We start from the raw sequence: 19,779 nt of genomic DNA, 5'->3' as shown, positions 1-19,779 counted from the left end.
TAGTACTCAACTTTTGATAGTAAAAAAAACCTTCCAAAACCTTTCAATAACAAGGTTTCGGGAGGTTTTACCCTTCAAAAACTGTCAAAGACGAGATTATAAAATAATTTGCAAGATTATAATCGGGTAAACATGAGATACTGTTATTCCTCATTAAATGGATATTAAGAAGCATCAATAATGAACAGATAGAATAAATCCTTGTATGAATGCATTTCATTGATTAGGATGATTAATCTGAAATAATGAAAGTACTAAATGACGATGAGAGATGCATGATGAGAATATGCTTAATTGGAGCAAATGGTCAAATAGGACATCATCTTGTAAATCTGCTAAGCAACAATGATGAGTATTCGGTAAAAGCAATGGTACGGAAGGAAGAACAGGCAAAAGCTTTAAGGGAAAACGGAGTAGATCGGTCGTAGCGAACCTGGAAGGTAGTGTACATGAAGTTGCAGTCGTTATGAAAGAATGTGATGCTGTTATTTTTGCAGCTGGATCAGGCGGCAGTACCGGAGCAGATAAAACACTATTAGTGGATCTGGATGGAGCTGCAAAAGCGGTTGAAGCCGCCGAAAAACAGGGCATTAAACGTTTTATTATGATAAGTGCGCTTCAATAAAATTGGAACGAAAAAATAAGACCTTACTACGTTGCCAAACACTACGCAGACAAAATACTGGAAGCGAGCAGTTTAAACTATACAATTGTCCGACCGGGAGGACTTCTCAATGAGTCTGGGACAGGAAAAATTGCTGCAGCAGAAAATTTATCAAGGGGATCCATTCCCCGTGAGGATGTAGCTCGTACGGTTATAGCAGTATTAAGTGAGGAGAATACGTATAAACGGGCATTTGATCTTACCTCAGGGGATCGTTCTATTGAAGATGCTTTAAGAAATTTATAAGACAGATAGGGAAACGGCAAAGGTAATTTTTACATACTCTTGCCGTTTCCCATTCAGCTTGATTCGGCCTCGTTTAAACCTTTCTTCGGATTTTCATTACCTTCCATTAAGCTTAAACAACCCGATAAAAATGGAGCCAATAAAAATTGACTTGAAGAATTAGAATTTTAATAAGGATACGGAGTTGAATGACTCTGTATCCTTCTTTTCTACTGCTTCCTGTTCTTCTTCTCTTTCTTCTCCTTCTTTCCTTTTTTCCCTAACAATGCTGCCTTTGCCTTTTCCCTGATTTTTTTGTTGATGAGTACATAGAGTGTATCGCCGGTTTCGATAACAGAATTGCCTGTTGGTGTTATCAGGTTATTATCGCGGACAATCCCGATAATTAACGTATCATTAGGAAGCTCAAGATCCGTTAAGGAAGTGTTAACCGATGCGGCCTGTTCAGTGATAGCTACCTCCATAATTTCCGATTTCGTATTTCCAAGGGTAATTAATTCCAAGCTTGGTGATTCATGATCATTCTTTTCACCAGCCAGCCCTAGTTTTGTTGCGAGCCATGATAATGTACTGCCCTGAACCAGCGCCGAGATCAAGACAACGAAAAAGACAGTATTAAATATCAACTGACCATTTTCCACATCAGCAACAATCGGGTATGTAGCCATGACAATTGGTACTGCTCCTTTTAATCCCGACCAGGAAATAAACAGCTTTTCTTTTACACTGTATTTCATGAAAATCATGCAGAGGAAAACAGCGATTGGCCGGGCAATAAACATCAAAATTACGGATAACAAAATCCCCTGCCAGGTAATCGTAACCAATTGATTTGGAAAGACAAGTAGTCCCAGCAAAATAAACATAACAATTTGCATCATCCAGGAAAAGCCTTCATTAAACCGCGAAATGGTGAAGCGGTACATGAGGTCACTGTTACCGACAAACACCGCCATTACATACACCGCAAGTAACCCGCTTCCACCTGCCAGATCTGTAATAACATATGTGAAAATTGCCATTCCCATTGCAAGAACAGGATATAAACCGGCAGCCTCGAGTTTAATATGGTTAATAATGAGAACAATAATTTTTCCAAGGATTAATCCAAAAATCAATCCAAGTGCCATTTGCACAAAGAAGCTGGCAATAGCTGACCAAATAGAGCTATCGGGAATTTGGATCATTTCAATAAATGCAACAGTAAGGAAGATTGCCATCGGGTCATTGGAACCAGATTCAGCTTCTAGTGTAGACTTCAGCTTCCGTTTGATATTTTTGTTGCCTAAAACGGAGAAAACAGCAGCAGCATCCGTTGATCCAACAATTGCGCCAAATAGTAAGCCTTCCAGTAAAGAGAGGTTAAGAATGTACATCGCTGCAAAACCAGTAACTAAAGTGGTGATCAATACACCAAAAGTTGCTAATGAGCCAGCAGCACCAATGATGGGGCGAACATGATCCCATTTTGTGTGTGCTCCACCGTCAAATAAGATGATAATCAGGGCAAAGATCCCAATCAACTGTGCGAATTCCGCATTTTCAAAGAATACAAATCGATTGAGTGCCATCCCAACAATTAAGAATAAAACAAGTGAGGGTAGTCCTAATCGTGAAGAGAATTTGGTAGCTAGAACGCCGACAATCAGCATAGCAGAGAATAAAAAGATAAGGGTTTCTACATTTAAGTCCAAGTTTTATGATACCTCCGAAAAAATTTTAACTTTAACTACAATTATAACTGGAATTTTGAAGGATGACAAAGCTTGAGGTGCTTTGCATTTTTTGCATATGGGACATATCAGAGCTGGACATACAAACGTTAAAATAAAAAGTTAAAAAAATAACCCGTTCCAATTGCCATAATATTTCCCTAACTCTATAATAGAAGACAATTATTCAATGATACTAAAGGGAGTGGTGCAGGTTGCCAATTAACATACCGAAAGAATTGCCAGCTAGAGAGGCGCTAAAAGGGGAAAAGATCTTTGTAATGGATGAGGATCGGGCCAGAACCCAGGACATTCGTCCACTTAACATCATCATTTTAAATCTGATGCCTGAAAAAGAACGCACCGAGTTACAGCTGTTAAGATTGTTAGGGAATACTCCATTACAAGTAAATATTAGTTTTTTGAGAATGACAACACATGAATCCAAGAACGTTAGTAAATCACATCTGGATACATTTTACCTGACATTTGCAGATATCAAGAATCGCCGTTTTGATGGAATGATTATTACAGGAGCACCCATTGAGCATCTGGAATTTGAAGACGTAAACTATTGGAATGAGCTAACGAACATAATGGAATGGTCGAAAACCAATGTGACCTCTTGCTTACACATATGCTGGGGGGCGCAGGCGGCATTGTATTATCATTATCGCATTGGTAAGTATGCACTTCCGAAAAAATTATTTGGTGTTTTTAAACATCGGATAACCGACCCAACAATCGAGCTTGTACGCGGATTTGAGGATGAATTTAATGCCCCCCACTCAAGATATACAGCTGTTCCAATGGAAGAGATTGAGCAGGATCCGCGACTAATCCTGCTTTCGTCCTCAGAGGAGGCTGAAGCGTTTATTATTATGTCTAAAGATGCCAAGCATATCATGATTACCGGTCATTTGGAGTATGATGCAACAACACTGGCTGAGGAATATACACGCGATCTTCGTAAAGGGCTTGATACGGAGATTCCGAAAAATTATTTTCCAGACAATGATGCAGATGAACAGCCACTTAATACATGGCGATCCCATACGCATTTGCTTTTTTCAAATTGGCTTAATTATTATGTTTATCAGCAGACACCGTATCAATGGGATTAGCTTGTAAAAGATAGACGTGTTTTCGGGTAAAGTTGTCCATGAATAAAGCATCCCCAATTTCAAAAACTAACCTGATTCTGCTTTTGGAAAGGGGGCATGAACATGGTTAACAAAGAAAGAAAAAATAATATGTTCAAAGAAAACAGTAACAACGGGGAGCATAGAAATGGCAGGAAGAGTCAATTCAAAAACCATAATAGCCAAGGTGGAGAAGAACTAAACGAGTATATTAGCAAGAAAGAAGACTGATATGCATAACAAACGGTGTGGCCATAGGGTTAACACCGTTTGTTTTATTACTAGGAGATTGGATGAAAGGAGGACAATTGCTACATATTCATTAGACAAGGTATTTTTTGGCTATATTTATTTTATAGGTAAAGAAAGTATAAAAATTTAGGCTCTATTCTGCTTACATCAGAGTTGGCCATGTCCAGCTCCAGCGCCCAGCAACTAGCAAACTTCACACTCCTTCACTACGATAAGTCAGCATCGGTTCGCTTCCAGCTCACCGTGTTTCCTTTATCTCATTGCGGAGTGCTCCAGTTTGTACGTTGCTAAACGGGCGCTTGCGCTTTTCTAAGTCTCAATTTGAATGTTTTTAAAAATAAAGTTCTATGTTTTTCATTCATTTATTCTCCGTATTTGGAAAAGCTAAGAGTGTTCATGGCGATCGTAGTAAATACAACAACAGGAGGAAGATGAACATGATGAAAAAAGGACTTTTCATAGTATTCGCCGTGGTGCTTGGTTTCGGTATTTTTATCCAATCCCCCGGTGATGTGGCAGCGATTGATGCCAATCAATCGAGGAATCTGGAACCCGATCAGAGTGCCAACAGGTACGGCTTTCATAACAGTGAAGCATTGATTAAAAAGCGCGCAGAGGAACTGGGAATTAAAACAAAGGGCAAGGATACGGAAACATTGGCACGAGAGGTATATGAGGCAGAAATAAAGCGAGCTGCCAAAGAATTAGGAATTAAAACAGAAGGAAAAGATATAGACGAGCTTGCGGACAAAGTACATCATGAAAAGGTAAAACAAATGGCAAAGAAGCTGGGAATCAAGACAGAGGGAAAAGACCCTGAAACGCTTGCCAAAGAAGTTTATGAGGCTAAGCTGAAGCAAAAGGCAGAAGAGCTTGGAATCAAGACAGATGACAAGGATATGGAATCAATTAAACAGGAAATATTTAAACACTATTTGAAAAAAGAAGCGGACAAATTAGGCGTTGATATGAAGGGAAAAGATGAGTACACCATTGCTAAGGAGATTCAGGATAAAAAGATTATGCGGTCAGCCGAGAAGCTGGGTCTCGATACGAACGGGAAAAATCCGGAACAGCTTTTAGACGAAATTATGAATAAACATGCAGTAAGAGCTAAGGAGCTTAACTTGTTTCCATTTGAAGGGAGGAAAAATTCCTTCCACCAAGATCCTCACCATATGGGAAAATAAAAAAGAGGCTGGGACGTAAGTTGAAAACTCTCACTGATTTTAGTACAAATTGAGAAAATAAAACCGCATGAAATCATGTGGTTTATCATTCTTATAGGGTTATGTCCCAGCCTCCTGCATATTATTCGGAAAACTTCGGGAAGTACAAGACCTCAATGAAACTCGACGTCAATTTTCTTCCGGTTTTCCTTCATTTTTTTTGGCATTTTTACCTCAAGGACGCCATTCTTATACGTAGCTTTTACGCCTTCATGTGATACGGGTGATGGCAATGAGATATGCCGATGGAAGCGACCGGAAAAGCGCTCTTTTCGATGCATATTTTCCTCGTTGATTTCATTTGTCTTGCTGATGGATCCACTTAATATCAATGTATTTTGTTCAATGTCTATATCCACATCTTCCTTGCTTTCCAAACCAGGGATATCACATGTTGCAATTACCTCATTCTCCGTTTCATGTACATCCACTCGAATACTGCCTAAATTATATTCAGATCCAAAGGTGGAAGGGAAATCGGAAAAGAAGTGATCAAACTCCTTTCTGATATTTGCAAGTTGTCTAAATGGATCATATGGTACAAGAGCCATATTTTTGCCTCCTTTTTGATTGATCACGATTATTTTTCCCAAAATAATGAAGAATAACCGAAACCAGTAATTTCAATAAAGAAAAATATCCAGACAAGACGCGAGGCAGAGAATGAAAGAACGGGTACCGGATAAATCTGGCTACCCGTCTGACTAAGATATTATTTGAAAAAATCCTGGAATGATCTCGCACTAGTTTAATGCCGTTTACTTAGCCAAAGTACACCGGATTTTGCGATCCGCGGTACGAGCCCGGTAAACGGCTGTTGAAACATATTGCCAAATCCATCAGACTTGCCAAGTGAACCGAGCGTCCCTTTTAATTTGATTTCTTTCGGTTTCTTTGGTGTTTTATCATGTAATACGGCAAGCAGAATATCGGCAATTTGTTCTCCTTGTTGCATCGCCAGCTGCCCACTTGGTGAATGAACCGAAGATGCACAATCTCCTACTACGTAAACATTGGTATTCTCCGGTACTTGAAAAAAATCATTTACGATAATTTTGTCCTGTTCATCTTTTGCAAATGGCAATCCTCTTGCTAGATAATGCGGACGAACACCTGCAGTCCAGATTGTCACATCGTTTACAAAACATACTCCATTATTGCATACACCGTCTTTTTCCACATATTCTACGTTGGCATGATGCAGCACTTCCACATTGTTTTCAAAAAACCAGGACTCCACATATTCCTGGATTTTCGAATTAAACGCCTTCAATACGGAAGCTCCCCGGTCGAGAAGACGAATGTTTAAATCCGGTCTGCTTTCTCTTATTTCGGCGGCTACTTCAATGCCGCTCAATCCGGCACCGACAATAGCAACCTTTCCGTACGCTTTCAAATTTCCGACAGCTACACCAGTATATCGTGCTCTTGCGAATGTCTGAACACTCTCGGTATATTCCTCTGCCCCTTCAATACCGTGATAATTATCTTCACAGCCGAGTGCGACGACCAGGTAATCGTATGGAATGTGTTCTGTTCTTCCTTTCAATACGATTTCCTGATTTTCCGTGTCAATTTCAATGATCTCGCCAAACTCATAGCGGACACGTTCATCATCCGGAAAGTTCACACGGACATCTTTATCGGCAGATGTTCCGGCCGCGATGGAATAAAATTCCGTTTTCAGTGATTGATAAGGATTTCTGTCTACAACAGTAATTTCAACATCCTCAGACAGATGGTGATTCAGCAGCCCGGCGACGATTTTAACCCCTCCGTAGCCGCCGCCTAATATGACCAGTCTTTTCATAACACAACCCCATCTCTATCTATTAATATACGTATTTTTATTACCCACTACAGGATAACAAAAGTAGCATGGAAAGACTAGAGATTGTGTGCATAATGCGATTAATACGCTAAATACGACCAAGGAATGAAACCATTACTCATTTCCCTATTTGTTTATGATGTATAAGAATAACGGAAAAACTTAACGCTGCAAAGAAGCGTTAAGTTTTTTCAAAGGATTTATCACGCGTTAACGAGCTGCACTTACCCTCAGTTAATGGAGTTTCACTTTATTTTTCCAGAACAATTCGCTTTTCTAATCGTTCAGTTATCTTTAATTGCTTAATCATTCGTTTAACTAATTGCAATTCAGCTTTCGCAGTCATAACATGATCTTGTGCATGGATCATAAAAAAGCTCGGGGTAGTTTAGTTCTGACTTTGAATCAGCTCGGTTTGATATTTGTGCCCGGATTTTAAGTTGGTTAATGCGTGATAAATTAGAAAGAAAGAAAGAAATAAATAGACTCGGTTTAAATACATTTATTGGTATATAATAGGGATAAGGGAATTAAATTTTCACAATTCAATTTATTATTTCTTCCTATTCATATATACTAATACATAATATTGAGGTTTTTTGATCGCGGGACTTTATAATCATAAAATGAGGGATTATAGAATGGATAATTCTTATCAAATAAGCCAATTGACGAGTGAAATTTCGACCTTTAATGGTGTGATAAAAGATAATAATGAGAAAATTGGGAGGCTGGAGGATTCCAAAATCAAAATCATTGCTGATCAGGATGAGCTTAGTATGCAAAAAGGTGCCGTTAATCAGCCGGATCTTTCAAGTGAAACATGGCAGGGTAAGCATACGAACGACTTTTTAGATAAGCGGGAAAATATTAAACAGGAATATAACAATATGATGAACACCCAAGTCGGGATCCTTCTTGATAATATTGCTAATGCAATCGAACGGTTAAAGAAAGCTAACTTGGATCTTTCCAGTTCGATTGAAACAAATCGCTACCGTATTAGGCAATTAAGAGAAATGGAGGATGATTAATTATGCCGGAAATTAATGTTCAGCCAGAAAAAGTAAAGCCTGTTTTAACCAGTTTGAAAGCAAATACAGAGGAACTGGAAACAACAAATCCAAACCCCGATTTTCCAACATCTGTGTTAGACTTCCTTGAAAAAATGAAGAACATCGAAGAAAAATATTACCAGGCGCTAAATGATTATAAGGCTGCGTTAATCAAAGTGGAAAAGAATGTGGACGAAGCCGTTCAGGCGTATGTGGATACGGATGAAAATATTGCCAATCAAACGGGACCGCAGCCCGTTAAATAGCCTGTACTTTAGCTGTTAAGTATGGAATTAAGGAGTTAAAATGATGAAGGTAATCAAGGTGTCTGAAGTTGTGAATGGAATAGAGGAAATCGTCAGGAAGAAAGAGAAAGAAAAAGAGCAAATTTTAACCCTTCGTGATGAGATGAATAAATTGATTGATCTTGATGACGCTCTGGAAGGTAAGGGAGGGGATGCAATCAGAGAACATTTTATGACACTTCATTTCCCAGCTGTCATTCTATTTAACTTGTTTTTGGAGGAATATATTAATGTCTTAAAGGAAATAAAAGGTTTAGTTGAGTCATTTGAGAATAATAATGGTCTCGTACGCGAAGAATTTATTGAAAATGATGTGAAGGAGGGATTAAATAAACTTGATAACTTAACACATGAAATTGTTGACGATATTAATAGCCATTATAATGAGGTTAGTGACCTGGTTCCTCATGATTCAGTTAAAACAATAGACTTTGACTTTCATATGTCAGGTGCACGGTCCACGATTCAAGAAACGCTCACTAAATGTACCGAGCTTGATGAAGACGGTACTTCCAAACTGGAAAATTCAGCTGATTCGGCCAATCAAATTGCCCAATTTGTCACGAAGATTCAGGGCTGGACGAAAAATGGTGTCTTTCTAACAGCATCTCAAATTGAGGAAGTGGAAAATTACTATATGGAATCGGATGTCATTGAGGGCATGATCGATAATGCGATGAAATTGTCTGTTGACCAAGGGGATTCGACTGTGCAGGGGGAAGTTGCAGATTGGCTTTCCAGATTAGGGAAATTAAACGGTGCTTACAATGTTGCTAAAGGTGCACTTGCGTATAAAATTTTAAATAGCGGCATGCTTAAAATGGTGAAGGACGGCGATGGAAACTTTATTGTAAAAGCTTCAGACGAATGGATAAAAGGTTCGAATGGTAAATATGATTCAAAATTGGCAGGCACTATTTATAAGATATTGCAAAATGGGGATAAAAATTCAGCCAATTCTCTAGAGCGGTATATTGCAAAATCGGGACGGGCCCCTAGCGGCGTTCTTAGGGAAATAATTGGACTAAAGGGAAAAACAAATAAAATCAGCCTTGGAAAAATAGCAAATAGCTACTCTAGTGTTCTTGTATTTGATAAAACCGAATTGAAAAATTATAAAATGAAGGTGGATGTAAAAAGTACAGTGAGACAGTTCAGCAGTACGGAAGGTCTAGTTAAGTTTGCTAAAAAAATTCCGTATGTTGGGATGGCATTTTCTTTTGCTACCAATTCAGGTGAGTTTTATAGTGATGAGAATAAACATAAATCTTTTGCCGAAAAAAGTGGAAGGTTTTTAGGCGGAGTTGGTCTTGATGCTGGTGTTGCCGGTGTTACAACAGTTGGTGCAGGAATTGGCACAATGATTTGTCCTGGAGTTGGCACTGTAATAGGTGGTGCAATTGGAGCAGGTGTTGGTATTGTGGGATCCTGGTTTGCAGAAGATACTGTGAAAGATTGGGGAGAAAGTGCTGGCCGATGGGTTGAAGACAGGGTAGAGGATGTTGGAAAGTTTATGGAGAATACCAAGGAGAAAATCAGCGATGGAATAGACAGTATCGTATCCGATGCAAGTGACTTTGTATCAGGCTTGTTTAATTAAGTATAATCAGAAATGAGGAAATAATTAATGGAAAAGAGTCAGGTAAACAAAAATGTCGAGAGTAATCAAAAATTTTTTTCTATAAAAAATGGTTTATGGTTTTTTTTAAAGACTAACATTATGCTGGCAGTTATGATCACATTGTTTACCATAAATAGACCTGAATGGAGGTCAGATGGAGGAGATAAGGTAACTGAATTTATTTTCTTGTTTGAATGTCTTTTTATTTTACTTTCCGTATTTGCCTGTTTAAAACCTGAGAAGAATATTATGAAACATAGAGTATATGAAAAAAAGTCCAAAAATGAATGGATTGGTATGGCTATCGCGATTATATCAACTTCATTATTATCTCTATTTATGCTGCCTGCGGGTATTCCATTTCCAAGCACTGTTAACTTTGTGATATTATCAATTAATTTCCTTGTAGCTGTCTATTCGATTGTTTTTCATAAAGTGGCCATCGCGCTATATGAATTAAACGTATTTAAAGAAAAAGATAGTGTTGCAGATTATACATTCAAATATATAGCAATATTATTTTCGGGTTTAAATTATTATGTTCAAATAACTTTACAAAAACTTCCGCTTATTTTCAATAAACCTATTGCTATTGTTTTTGTGATTATATTGGCTATGCAGCTCATTTTGACAGGCACTGTTTTTACGTATTAGTTTAATAATAAGATTTAAATTTTAAAGCTACTAGTCATTATAAGATTTGGGTTGATCATAGATGGAAGATAAATCGAAGTCAAATGACAGTTATAGTTGGTCTAATTGGAGTGAGAGTAAGAATTGTTGAATCCCGGTTTGCTAAAGAGCAGGGCTGGGTAGGTGATAAAGTTGATGGTTTAATCACCTGCATTGGAAGTTTTTTTGGGAATTTTTAACCGAGCGAAAAGTTGATACAAGTGACTTTATTTAATGAATTTTCAATTACTTTAGACCGAGGAATCATGATATGAATAATCAATCCAATAAAAAACAGAATAGATTAAATGGGAATTTCTCCCTTAAAACTGGTTTTATGTTCTCCCTAAAAGCTAATATTTTACTGATTATGTTGATTTTTACATTTTTGGTTAACAAAGCGGAGTGGCAATATGATGGTGGAACTTCAGTTATAATGTTTGTGACATTTGCCGAACTTTTTATCATCTTGCTATCTGCCTTAGTATTTATTAAACCAAACGTAAATAATGAAGGAAAGGGTAATGAACGAGAACAATCAAAGGAGTGGATTGGGGCTTTAATTGCGTTTGTCTCCTTATCTTTGTTTTCACTTATATTTTTGGGCGCAAATATTCCATACCCAAGCACATTGATATTTTTAACATTAATGACCAATTTTATGGTGTCTTTGTATTCCGTTGTTTTTCATCCGGTTGCTTTAGGGATATATAAAGCGAACGTTTTCCAGGAAAAAACAACTATGCTGGATTACATTTTTAAATATATAGCAATATTTTTATCAGGGATAAACTATTATATGCAGAGGACATTGTTAAAGCTTCCACTGTTGATAAATAAACTTATTGCCGTTGTCTTTGTCTTATTTTTATTATGGCAAGGGTTTGGGGTAATTGCCATTTTTGATAAATAATCTAAAAGGTTATGAATACCTGAATTCGGGCATCTAATCAAGACGAAAACTTGAGCTGATATTCAATACGTAGACATAGGATGAAATTATAGCACTGTAAAATGGATCAACGATTGGGTTCACAATCATGCCTTCAAAGGAGGCTTTTCATGCCAAAAACAGAACAAATCAATCTAACCATCAATGAACTAATAGCAACGCTTGCCCTTTGCGGATACGATAAAATGGCAAGTCAGATTTTAAATGAACAGGAACTGATTAAAGATGAATCGGAATTTACCCGGTTTGTAGAAGAAACGGAAACGGAGCTTAGAAAAAAAGGGTATTGGGACGATAACAGGGATACTGGCATTGCCAAGGGTCTTGAGGATTTGCTGTATTTACTTGTTCATTCCAAGAAAAAGATTCGTTGTATTAATATGAGAAAGCGAAATGCATTGCTTATCCATTCACTCAACAAAAAGCATTCACTTGTCCAGGAGGTGCGTGGTAGAGAGCATGCATTTGCATTCCACCAGAATAATCAAGGTTTTTATGATGTTATCCGGGAGCACTTTGGAATGGAGGATACAGAAATTAATGTAGATGGTTGGCAGCCTATTCGGATGACGGATGATCTGGTTGATGAACTTCATACCTCGGAGCCTGAAGTGCTGCTTGCAATGAAACAGGATGAAAATCTTGCACAGCCATTGCGTGACTTCGCTGATGATTTTTTAAAGAACGGGCAGGAATTTAATAATATTTCATTGTTGGAGTCTGACTATGTAAAGGATCAGTCGGAGTTTGCTGAAATCCAATTTTTGCTCCCGGGCAATAATTTTGTCTGGCATATGAATTACGAGAACGTTGACAAGAATCATGAAGTAATCCTTGAGCCGATCCCGGTAAAAACGTATTTTAAACAAATTGAGAGTGTTTTAAAGGAATTCTTTTTCGAGTAACTTGATTGGTGTTTTTAAAGTAGTAGATATTGGTAATTACTTGGGAAGCATGGTTTACTTTTTGTTTAAGTAGTACGAGCTAATTTAAAAAATTGTTTGTTTGTTAAGCGCCTTTTGGGGAAACTTAATTATAATTATATGTTTAAACCCAAGGGAGCTGAACAGAATGCCACGTACAGAACGAGTACCACGTGAGAAAACGATTGATGATACTTTTAAAGTCTTGACTGAAGGGTATATGTACATACCAAACAGGCGCGCGCGGCTACGGTCAAATATCTTTATAACCCGTTTACTAGGTCAGAAGGTAATTTGTATAGGTGGTAAGGAAGCTGCACAACTATTTTATGATACAGAGAAATTCCAGCGAAAGGGAGCAGTACCGAATCGGATACAGGAATCCTTGTTTGGAAAAAAAGCTGTCCAAGCCCTGGATGGGGTGGAGCATCAGCATCGGAAACAGCTATTTATGTCCCTTATGACGAAAGAGCGGCTGCAATGGCTTACCAAGATTACCGAAAAACAGTGGCAGCAGGCGACAAAAAAGTGGCACAAGCGGAAAAAGATTACACTTTTTGACGAAGCACGAGAAATCATGGTTCGGACTGCATGTGAATGGGCAGGTGTGCCTCTTCAAGAAGAGAAGGTAAGCGAGCGGGCAAATGATTTGGGAGATATGATTGATGCCTTCGGTGCTGTCGGGCCAAGGCACTGGGCTGGACGGCAGGCGCGTAATCGATCAGAGAGATGGATTCGCAGCATTATTGAAAAAGTCCGTGCGGAAGAACTGGATGCGTCTCCGGACTCGGCATTGTATGCAATGGCATGGCACCGTGATTTGGATGGCAAACTGTTAGTTTCACAAATAGCTGCGGTTGAGCTTATAAACATTATTAGACCAATCGTGGCCATTGCCAGGTATGTTACTTTTGGGGCAATAGCGTTGCATGACTATCCTGAGACCCGGGAAAAATTACAAGCAGATGATGGCAACTATAGTCAATGGTTTGTCCAGGAAGTTCGCCGTTTTTATCCGTTTGGCCCATTTTTAGGTGCACGGGTAAAAAGAGATTTCATTTGGCAAGATTGCCGATTTAAGAAAGGGACGCTTGTTTTACTTGATATATATGGAACAAATCACGATCCGAAGCTTTGGAAAAAACCGAATGAATTCCAACCAGAGCGGTTTAAAGATTGGGAAGGCAGCCCATTTGACTTTATCCCACAAGGTGGTGGAGATTATCATAAAGGACATCGGTGCGCGGGCGAATGGGTCACCATAGAGGTGATGAAGACAAGCTTAGAATTTTTAACGCAAAAGCTTGATTATCAAGTACCAGCACAGGATTTACACATTGGAACCGTGAGGATGCCGCCGCTTCCGGAGAGCGGATTTGTGTTAAAGAATGTTCATGCAAGGCTAGATTAAATTTCAATGGAAGCGGCACCTTACAATGGACATGGGGGGATCTTTATAGTCGTTACCGTTTTTATTTTCTTTATGGAGTAGAAGACGCCGATGAACCGTTGGAGCGGCTGATCGAAAGCGAAAAGTCGCTGATCGAAAGCGTGAATCCGCCGATCGAAAGCGGAAAGCCGCTGATCGAAGACGTGAATCCGCCGATCGAAAGCGGAAAGCCGCTGATCGAAAGCGTGAATCCGCCGATCGAAAGGGAAAAGTCGCTGATCGAACCATACAGCACCAGCAGTTAACACGGGCAGGCAATTTCATTCCCGGATGAAATTACCTGCCCGACTGCCTTTACATGATTATTCTTTTTCGCCTACAACTGTAAACCGTTCATTTACATGCTTCGGGTTCTCGATTTCATCAACGACAGCTATGGCATAATCTGCATAGCTGATGTAGCTGTCCCCTTTTGCATTCACTAGCAATGTATCTTTCCCTGATTGATACGATCCAGTTCTTTTTCCATCCGGGTCAAATACTGCAGAGGGGCTGATGAATGTCCAGAAAATACCAGTCGTTTTTTGTAGTTCCTGCAGATTGCGTGCCTGCCCGGTTGCTGTTGGTTTAAATGCATCAGGGAAGTCTGGTGTGTCACTTACGCGGACTGTTTTGTCTTCATCCGCATAAAGGCTTCCGGCACCACCAACAATAATTGCCTTTGCAGTTGTCCCCTTAAGTGCTTCGATTAAAGCATGTCCAGCATCAACATGTGGCTGCTCTTCACCAAGAGGAGCACCAAAGGCATTTACAACAACATCATATGGCTTGATATCATCTGATGTTAGATCCAGTATGCTTTTTTCTACAACCGGGACATCTTTATCAGCTAATTTTGCCCTATCCCTTATGATCGCTGTTACATCATGTCCCCGCCTTACAGCTTCCTCCAAAATAAGACGGCCTGCCTTACCGCTTGCTCCAATGATTGCAATTTTCATCTAACCATCCTCCTGTTTTGTTGTAACAATTATAGTTACATGTTAGCGGTGAAAAAATCTCTTTAATCAAAGAGATCTTGTAATACATCGTCTAATGTTTGCCTTGCCAATTCTTCTTCCATTGCCTGCTGTGCCCGTTTGAATTTCTTCTCAAGTGCGGATTGAATGTTAATGCCAACAGCACAGTTTGGGTTCGGGTCTTCATGTACAGCAAAACCAAGTTCATTTGTATGTTGAACTGCTTTATAAATTGCTAACAATGAAATGTCGGAAGGATCCTTTGTTATACTTAATCCGGGGATACCTGGATGTGATGTTAAAAGTCCAGCTTTTTTAAGCATACTGTTAATTCGGCGTATAACTACCGGATTTGTATTAACGCTGTTGGCAATAAATTCAGAAGTCAGGTATTCCCGTGGCTGATTGGATGCTAGCGCAAGAATATGAATGGCAACAGCAAAACGATTATTTTTCATTACATCACCACCACTGTAACTATAATAGTTACAATCGAGGTGTTTGTCAATAATCTGGTTTACGAGAAAACATTGCCTTCGTATGATCATGGCGCCTTAAAGGTTTCTTATCGTTTTTCTTTTACAATAAAAGCATCCTTTACCCCTGCTTTGATCACTTCATTCAACCGTTTTTCCGCATTCTCTTGATCGGAAAATGCACCTGCTTGAACCCGGTACCATTGCTCGCCGGAAATCGTAATGGCGCCAACAAAGGATTCTATCCCGTTTGTTTGCAAAAAATCAGCTCGATCGTTGGCATTTTCTTTTGATTTAAACGAACCTGCAATTATCCTGTAAATGATGGTAGCTCCCTCTTGTTTGCGCTTTAAATTAAATGCCTTTACTAATCCATTTACATGTCCTTGTGCAACCTGCTTTCGCCATGCTGGTTTTTTTAATAAAGCCCCATCATGTTCGTTATCAATAAACCCATTTTCCGTTAAAAGTGCGGGCATGGACGACTCACGCAGCACATGAAAATTAGCTTTCTTCTGACCGCGGTCATTTAGCTGGTTCAAGTCAACAATCGCTTTGTGCAAGGTATCCTGATATTTCGCTGTCTGGGAAGAATCAGAAAGACTGCTGTGAATATAGTCCTCATACCCTTGTGCAGAACCATTAAAGGAGTTACAGTGAATGGATAAAAAATAATCGGCTCCCCAGGAGTTGGCTTGATTTGTCCGTTCTGTAAGACTTACTGTTTGATCGGTAGTTCGGCTCATTTTCACCTGGACATTTTCATAGTTTGTTAAAATGGTTCGTATGTTAAGGGCAATATCCAGTGTAATATCCTTTTCATTCATTCCATTCCCGTGTGCACCAGGATCGCTACCGCCGTGACCAGGATCCAAATAAAGCTTCATAGGAATTCCCCCATTCTGTTAAAGTATTTTCATTAATAGCGTATGGCAAATCATAAAAAGCAGTTGGACAAACGTCTTTTTACTTGCAAAATTCCATCCTTGTCACCGTCCTTTTTCATTTGCTTTAGATAGGATCCTTCCAAGTAGTACTATCGTCTAGCGAAAGTTTTTGGTGGCATAATGGGGAGATAAACAGCAAAAAAAGCGGAGGCGATGGGCTGGCATCGCTCATCATGACTAGCGCACAGCGTATAAATTTTATAATTTCCGACGACAAAAAAGGCAGCTACCGTCATATTAGCTGCCTTCTCCTAAAATCACTTATTCATTTAACAGGCTTATAAAGTGATTTAGTATTTTAGCGGTTAGTCCCCAAATTACTTTCCCGTTATACTGGTAAAAAAGTTCGTCTACTTGATAGTGCCGCCAGTTGTAATTTTTCCCGCCAACAATTAAATCGAAGGGGAAATCTGCTTCGGGGACAACTTTAACTTGAACATTGTATCTATCGGGTTTAGTGCTAAGAAAATAGGGAAGTGGTACTGTAAAAACTTCTCCTACTTCGGATATATTCGGCTTTATTAGTTCGGGGTTCGTAATTCTCCCTGCAAACGGAAAAATGATTCTGCCAAAATCAGAGACGATATAATCGAGTGGGGATACATCCTTTATATTGGTTTCCGTTATTCCCAATTCTTCTGTTGTTTCACGTATCGCGCATTGTCTGGGGGTTGAATCCGCTTTATCTATTTTGCCACCTGGAAAGCAGATGTCCCCTGGCTGGCTCCGTAACTTCATTGATCTGACTTCAAACAAGATATGGGTTTCGTTATTCTTTTCAATGAGTGGCAATAGTACAGCATGTTTGCGAAATTGCTCATATCCAAGAATAGACGGCTGGCGATCGGTTAATTTTGAGATGATGTCTGCTGGGTTCAATTTGCTACCTCCATGATCATTTAATTCTATCATATTAAAATCTATCTTTTTGACAAAATAATGTTCCTCCTTTGATAGTCGAATTATTATATGACATTTGTCATACTGATTACTGACGTTTATGACTATTAACGTTCAAAATAATTTCCTAAACTAGAATTAAGAACTATTCGCGTCTAGGGGGAAAATATGATGAGCAGGCAAAAACAAATACAATTACGAAAAAATGTTGCACCATATGAAAAGTCTAATACAAAATCGAGCATGATGCAGATAATCAACACTATTCTGCCCTTTTTCCTGCTTTGGTTTCTAGCATACCAAAGTTTGTCTGTATCTGTTTGGCTGACGCTTCTATTTTCTGTCATCGCATCGGGGTTTGTCATTCGAATCTTTATTATCTTCCATGACTGTGCACATCAATCTTTTTTTAAAAATAAAAAGGCGAACCGGATTCTTGGTACGATCACGGGAATCATTACGTTATTTGCCTTTGAAAAATGGAAACGGAGTCACGCTATTCATCACGCAACAAGCAGCAACCTGGATAAACGGGGAACTGGAGATGTTTGGGTGATGACAGTGGATGAGTATGTTGCAGCTTCAGTTTGGGGCAGATTGGCATATCGGTTATATCGCAATCCTTTTATCATGTTCGGATTGGGACCGCTCTACCTCTTCTTACTATCTAACCGCTTTAATCGTAAAGGAGCGAGACGGAAGGAACGTCTGAACACGTATTTGATCAATGCATCAATAGCTGTCATTTACGGACTATTAATATGGGCGATTGGCTGGCAGGCGTTTCTGATTATCCAGCTGCCGATTTTGTTTATCTCGGGTTCGCTTGGTATTTGGCTGTTTTATGTCCAGCATCAATTTGAGGATTCCTATTTTGAAAATGAAGACGAATGGGATTATGTAAAAGCAGCTGTAGATGGGAGTTCCTATTACAAGCTTCCAAAAATCATGCAATGGATTACCGGGAGTATTGGATTCCATCATGTACATCATTTAAGCCCAAGGGTACCGAATTACAACTTACAGAAGGCGCATGCATCTACACCGCCATTACAAAAAGCAACAACCATTACCCTTGCTTCCAGTTTAAAATCGATTCGCTTTCGTCTTTATGATGAGGCAAATAGGAGGTTCGTCAGCTTTAGAGAGATTAAAGACTTGCTAAGTAAAGACAATCCCGCTATACACAAAATCAATACTAGGCGTACAAGCCTTCAAGAGAAATAAATACAAAACCTTCCATTATCTATTGGAAGGTTATCTTTTTTGTTATACTGATGGTTAGAGGGGCGGAGAACTAATGGAACATAGAGGAACGGTCAAGCATAAATGGTATCATATTATCCCGAAAAACACGGGTCTCAGCATCTATGCATGGATTATATTTTGTATTCTGCCTTTCTATTTTATCTTTAAATCGTCATCAACATGGGGAATTATTTTTGGTATTTCGATGATACTATTATTTTTTACGGCATACCGGTTATCATTTTTATCAGAGGGTTGGACAGCTGATTTATCCGTCAGCATTGAAATGGTAATAAGCATGGTAATGACTTTTGTTTTAGGGTATGTTTATTTTTCACTGTTCCTGGCCTTTTACATTGGGAATATTCAGCATAAGGTCAGATTTTTGACATTATACATTGTTCATCTTGTTACCACAATTGCAGCAGTTAGTGTTGGCTTTTTTACACAAAATGAAATATTTTTTATGCAGCTCCCGTTCATTGTGATTAGTCTCATTGGTGTTATTTTATTGCCGCTTACTATTTATAATCGGAACAAGCGGGAAAGGCTGGAAAGTCAGTTAAAGGACGCGAATAAAAAGCTTTCCCAATTGGTGGTTTTGGAGGAACGTCAGCGGATTGCGCGTGATCTGCATGATACATTGGGGCAAAAGCTTTCCCTTATCGGGTTAAAAAGTGATTTGGCCAGCAGATTACTATATAAAAGTCCGGAATCGGCAAAGAATGAAATAAATGATATTCATCAAACTGCAAGAACGGCACTAAAAGAAGTGCGTGATATGGTTTCGAATATGAAGGGGGCAAAACTGGCGGATGAAATAATCCGGGTTCAGGAGATTTTACAAGCGGCGCAAATCGATTTCCATATGGAAGGTAATCCGGTGCTTAAAAATATTCCGCCACTAATCGAAAATGTCCTGAGCATGTGTTTGAAAGAAGCTGTTACAAATGTTGTCAAACATAGCCATGCCTCTTCCTGTAGTGTCATCATAAACAATACACCAAAAGAATTAGTTATGATCGTACAGGATGATGGGGTTGGAATACCTGATAAAACAAATTCCTTCCATGAAAATGGGCTTCTAGGGATGAAAGAGCGCTTAGACTTCGTCAATGGATACCTTGACATTAAGACTTCGAATGGAACGATGCTGACTATTCGGGTACCAACGGTTATTCAACAAACGTAAAAA

20 protein-coding genes and 2 pseudogenes are annotated in these 19,779 nt (G+C 39.0%); 14 read left to right on the top strand and 8 right to left on the bottom strand.

Annotated elements, in window-relative coordinates:
• Positions 1 to 278 precede the first annotated feature (278 nt).
• Positions 279 to 910: pseudogene (locus IEX12_RS07710) on the top strand (SDR family oxidoreductase).
• A gap of 209 nt (positions 911 to 1,119) precedes the next feature.
• Here the strand turns inward: IEX12_RS07710 and IEX12_RS07705 are convergent.
• Positions 1,120 to 2,604 carry a potassium/proton antiporter gene (locus tag IEX12_RS07705; protein WP_102416170.1) on the bottom strand — a complete coding sequence of 495 codons (1,485 nt, stop codon included), beginning with the start codon at positions 2,602 to 2,604 and terminating at the stop codon, positions 1,120 to 1,122.
• Between the two features lie 233 nt (positions 2,605 to 2,837).
• Between IEX12_RS07705 and metA the strand changes: the two genes are divergently transcribed.
• From metA to IEX12_RS07690, 3 genes are all read left to right on the top strand, one after another.
• Positions 2,838 to 3,746: a homoserine O-acetyltransferase MetA gene (gene metA, locus IEX12_RS07700; RefSeq protein WP_102416169.1), complete on the top strand. Its 909-nt coding sequence runs from the start codon at positions 2,838 to 2,840 to the stop codon at positions 3,744 to 3,746.
• A gap of 102 nt (positions 3,747 to 3,848) precedes the next feature.
• Entirely contained in the window at positions 3,849 to 3,995 is a 147-nt protein-coding gene (locus IEX12_RS07695) for a hypothetical protein (RefSeq protein ID WP_188724874.1), read from the top strand.
• 458 nt (positions 3,996 to 4,453) lie between these two features.
• Positions 4,454 to 5,206 (top strand): hypothetical protein, encoded by a 753-nt coding sequence (locus tag IEX12_RS07690; protein WP_188724873.1) that lies wholly within the window; start codon positions 4,454 to 4,456, stop codon positions 5,204 to 5,206.
• A 152-nt stretch (positions 5,207 to 5,358) separates the two neighbouring features.
• On the opposite strand, the gene IEX12_RS07685 is transcribed toward IEX12_RS07690, so the two are convergent.
• The 3 genes and pseudogenes from IEX12_RS07685 to IEX12_RS23345 all read right to left on the bottom strand — a co-directional run.
• The gene (locus IEX12_RS07685) at positions 5,359 to 5,796 is read right to left on the bottom strand and encodes an Hsp20/alpha crystallin family protein (RefSeq protein WP_088051544.1); all 438 of its coding nucleotides are present in this window, start codon (positions 5,794 to 5,796) and stop codon (positions 5,359 to 5,361) included.
• A 197-nt stretch (positions 5,797 to 5,993) separates the two neighbouring features.
• Complete coding sequence (locus tag IEX12_RS07680; protein ID WP_088051543.1) at positions 5,994 to 7,055, bottom strand: NAD(P)/FAD-dependent oxidoreductase; 1,062 nt, start codon at positions 7,053 to 7,055, stop codon at positions 5,994 to 5,996.
• Between the two features lie 271 nt (positions 7,056 to 7,326).
• A pseudogene (locus IEX12_RS23345) lies at positions 7,327 to 7,449 on the bottom strand (PTS lactose/cellobiose transporter subunit IIA); the annotation flags it as partial.
• 268 nt (positions 7,450 to 7,717) lie between these two features.
• Between IEX12_RS23345 and IEX12_RS07670 the strand changes: the two are divergent.
• The 8 genes from IEX12_RS07670 (at position 7,718) to IEX12_RS07635 (ending at position 14,299) form a co-directional block, all read left to right on the top strand.
• Positions 7,718 to 8,110 carry a YwqH-like family protein gene (locus tag IEX12_RS07670; protein ID WP_188724872.1) on the top strand — a complete coding sequence of 131 codons (393 nt, stop codon included), beginning with the start codon at positions 7,718 to 7,720 and terminating at the stop codon, positions 8,108 to 8,110.
• Between the two features lie 2 nt (positions 8,111 to 8,112).
• Positions 8,113 to 8,397 carry a YwqI/YxiC family protein gene (locus IEX12_RS07665; protein ID WP_088051540.1) on the top strand — a complete coding sequence of 95 codons (285 nt, stop codon included), beginning with the start codon at positions 8,113 to 8,115 and terminating at the stop codon, positions 8,395 to 8,397.
• Between the two features lie 43 nt (positions 8,398 to 8,440).
• Positions 8,441 to 10,036: an LXG domain-containing protein gene (locus IEX12_RS07660; protein ID WP_188724871.1), complete on the top strand. Its 1,596-nt coding sequence runs from the start codon at positions 8,441 to 8,443 to the stop codon at positions 10,034 to 10,036.
• Between the two features lie 27 nt (positions 10,037 to 10,063).
• Positions 10,064 to 10,711, top strand: coding sequence for a hypothetical protein (locus tag IEX12_RS07655; protein ID WP_088051538.1), 648 nt, complete (start codon positions 10,064 to 10,066; stop codon positions 10,709 to 10,711).
• 289 nt (positions 10,712 to 11,000) lie between these two features.
• Positions 11,001 to 11,642 carry a hypothetical protein gene (locus tag IEX12_RS07650; protein WP_155554797.1) on the top strand — a complete coding sequence of 214 codons (642 nt, stop codon included), beginning with the start codon at positions 11,001 to 11,003 and terminating at the stop codon, positions 11,640 to 11,642.
• A 149-nt stretch (positions 11,643 to 11,791) separates the two neighbouring features.
• Complete coding sequence (locus IEX12_RS07645) at positions 11,792 to 12,586, top strand: hypothetical protein (RefSeq protein ID WP_155554798.1); 795 nt, start codon at positions 11,792 to 11,794, stop codon at positions 12,584 to 12,586.
• A gap of 166 nt (positions 12,587 to 12,752) precedes the next feature.
• On the top strand, positions 12,753 to 14,015 hold the full coding sequence (cypC, locus tag IEX12_RS07640) for a CYP152 family fatty-acid peroxygenase CypC (RefSeq protein ID WP_155554799.1): 1,263 nt from the start codon (positions 12,753 to 12,755) through the stop codon (positions 14,013 to 14,015).
• Between the two features lie 98 nt (positions 14,016 to 14,113).
• Positions 14,114 to 14,299: a hypothetical protein gene (locus IEX12_RS07635; RefSeq protein WP_155554800.1), complete on the top strand. Its 186-nt coding sequence runs from the start codon at positions 14,114 to 14,116 to the stop codon at positions 14,297 to 14,299.
• A gap of 57 nt (positions 14,300 to 14,356) precedes the next feature.
• Here IEX12_RS07635 and IEX12_RS07630 read toward each other — a convergent pair whose 3' ends face one another.
• From IEX12_RS07630 to IEX12_RS07615, 4 genes are all read right to left on the bottom strand, one after another.
• On the bottom strand, positions 14,357 to 14,995 hold the full coding sequence (locus IEX12_RS07630) for an NAD(P)-dependent oxidoreductase (RefSeq protein ID WP_102416166.1): 639 nt from the start codon (positions 14,993 to 14,995) through the stop codon (positions 14,357 to 14,359).
• 62 nt (positions 14,996 to 15,057) lie between these two features.
• Positions 15,058 to 15,471, bottom strand: coding sequence for an Rrf2 family transcriptional regulator (locus IEX12_RS07625; protein ID WP_155554801.1), 414 nt, complete (start codon positions 15,469 to 15,471; stop codon positions 15,058 to 15,060).
• Between the two features lie 107 nt (positions 15,472 to 15,578).
• Complete coding sequence (locus tag IEX12_RS07620; protein WP_188724870.1) at positions 15,579 to 16,376, bottom strand: N-acetylmuramoyl-L-alanine amidase; 798 nt, start codon at positions 16,374 to 16,376, stop codon at positions 15,579 to 15,581.
• Between the two features lie 321 nt (positions 16,377 to 16,697).
• Complete coding sequence (locus tag IEX12_RS07615) at positions 16,698 to 17,315, bottom strand: NUDIX hydrolase (protein ID WP_235000425.1); 618 nt, start codon at positions 17,313 to 17,315, stop codon at positions 16,698 to 16,700.
• A 192-nt stretch (positions 17,316 to 17,507) separates the two neighbouring features.
• Between IEX12_RS07615 and desA the strand changes: the two genes are divergently transcribed.
• Positions 17,508 to 18,563: a Delta(5) desaturase DesA gene (gene desA / locus IEX12_RS07610; RefSeq protein WP_188724869.1), complete on the top strand. Its 1,056-nt coding sequence runs from the start codon at positions 17,508 to 17,510 to the stop codon at positions 18,561 to 18,563.
• Positions 18,564 to 18,636: 73 nt separating this feature from the next.
• Positions 18,637 to 19,776 carry a sensor histidine kinase gene (locus tag IEX12_RS07605; protein WP_088051527.1) on the top strand — a complete coding sequence of 380 codons (1,140 nt, stop codon included), beginning with the start codon at positions 18,637 to 18,639 and terminating at the stop codon, positions 19,774 to 19,776.
• The last annotated feature ends 3 nt before the right edge of the window (positions 19,777 to 19,779 follow it).

It is taken from the genome of Lentibacillus populi (genome assembly GCA_014642895.1).
GTDB classification, from domain to species: Bacteria; Bacillota; Bacilli; order Bacillales; family Amphibacillaceae; genus Lentibacillus_C; species Lentibacillus_C populi.
The sequence above is the reverse complement of the archived record's forward strand: the minus strand, read 5'-3'. Positions and strand labels throughout refer to the sequence as shown.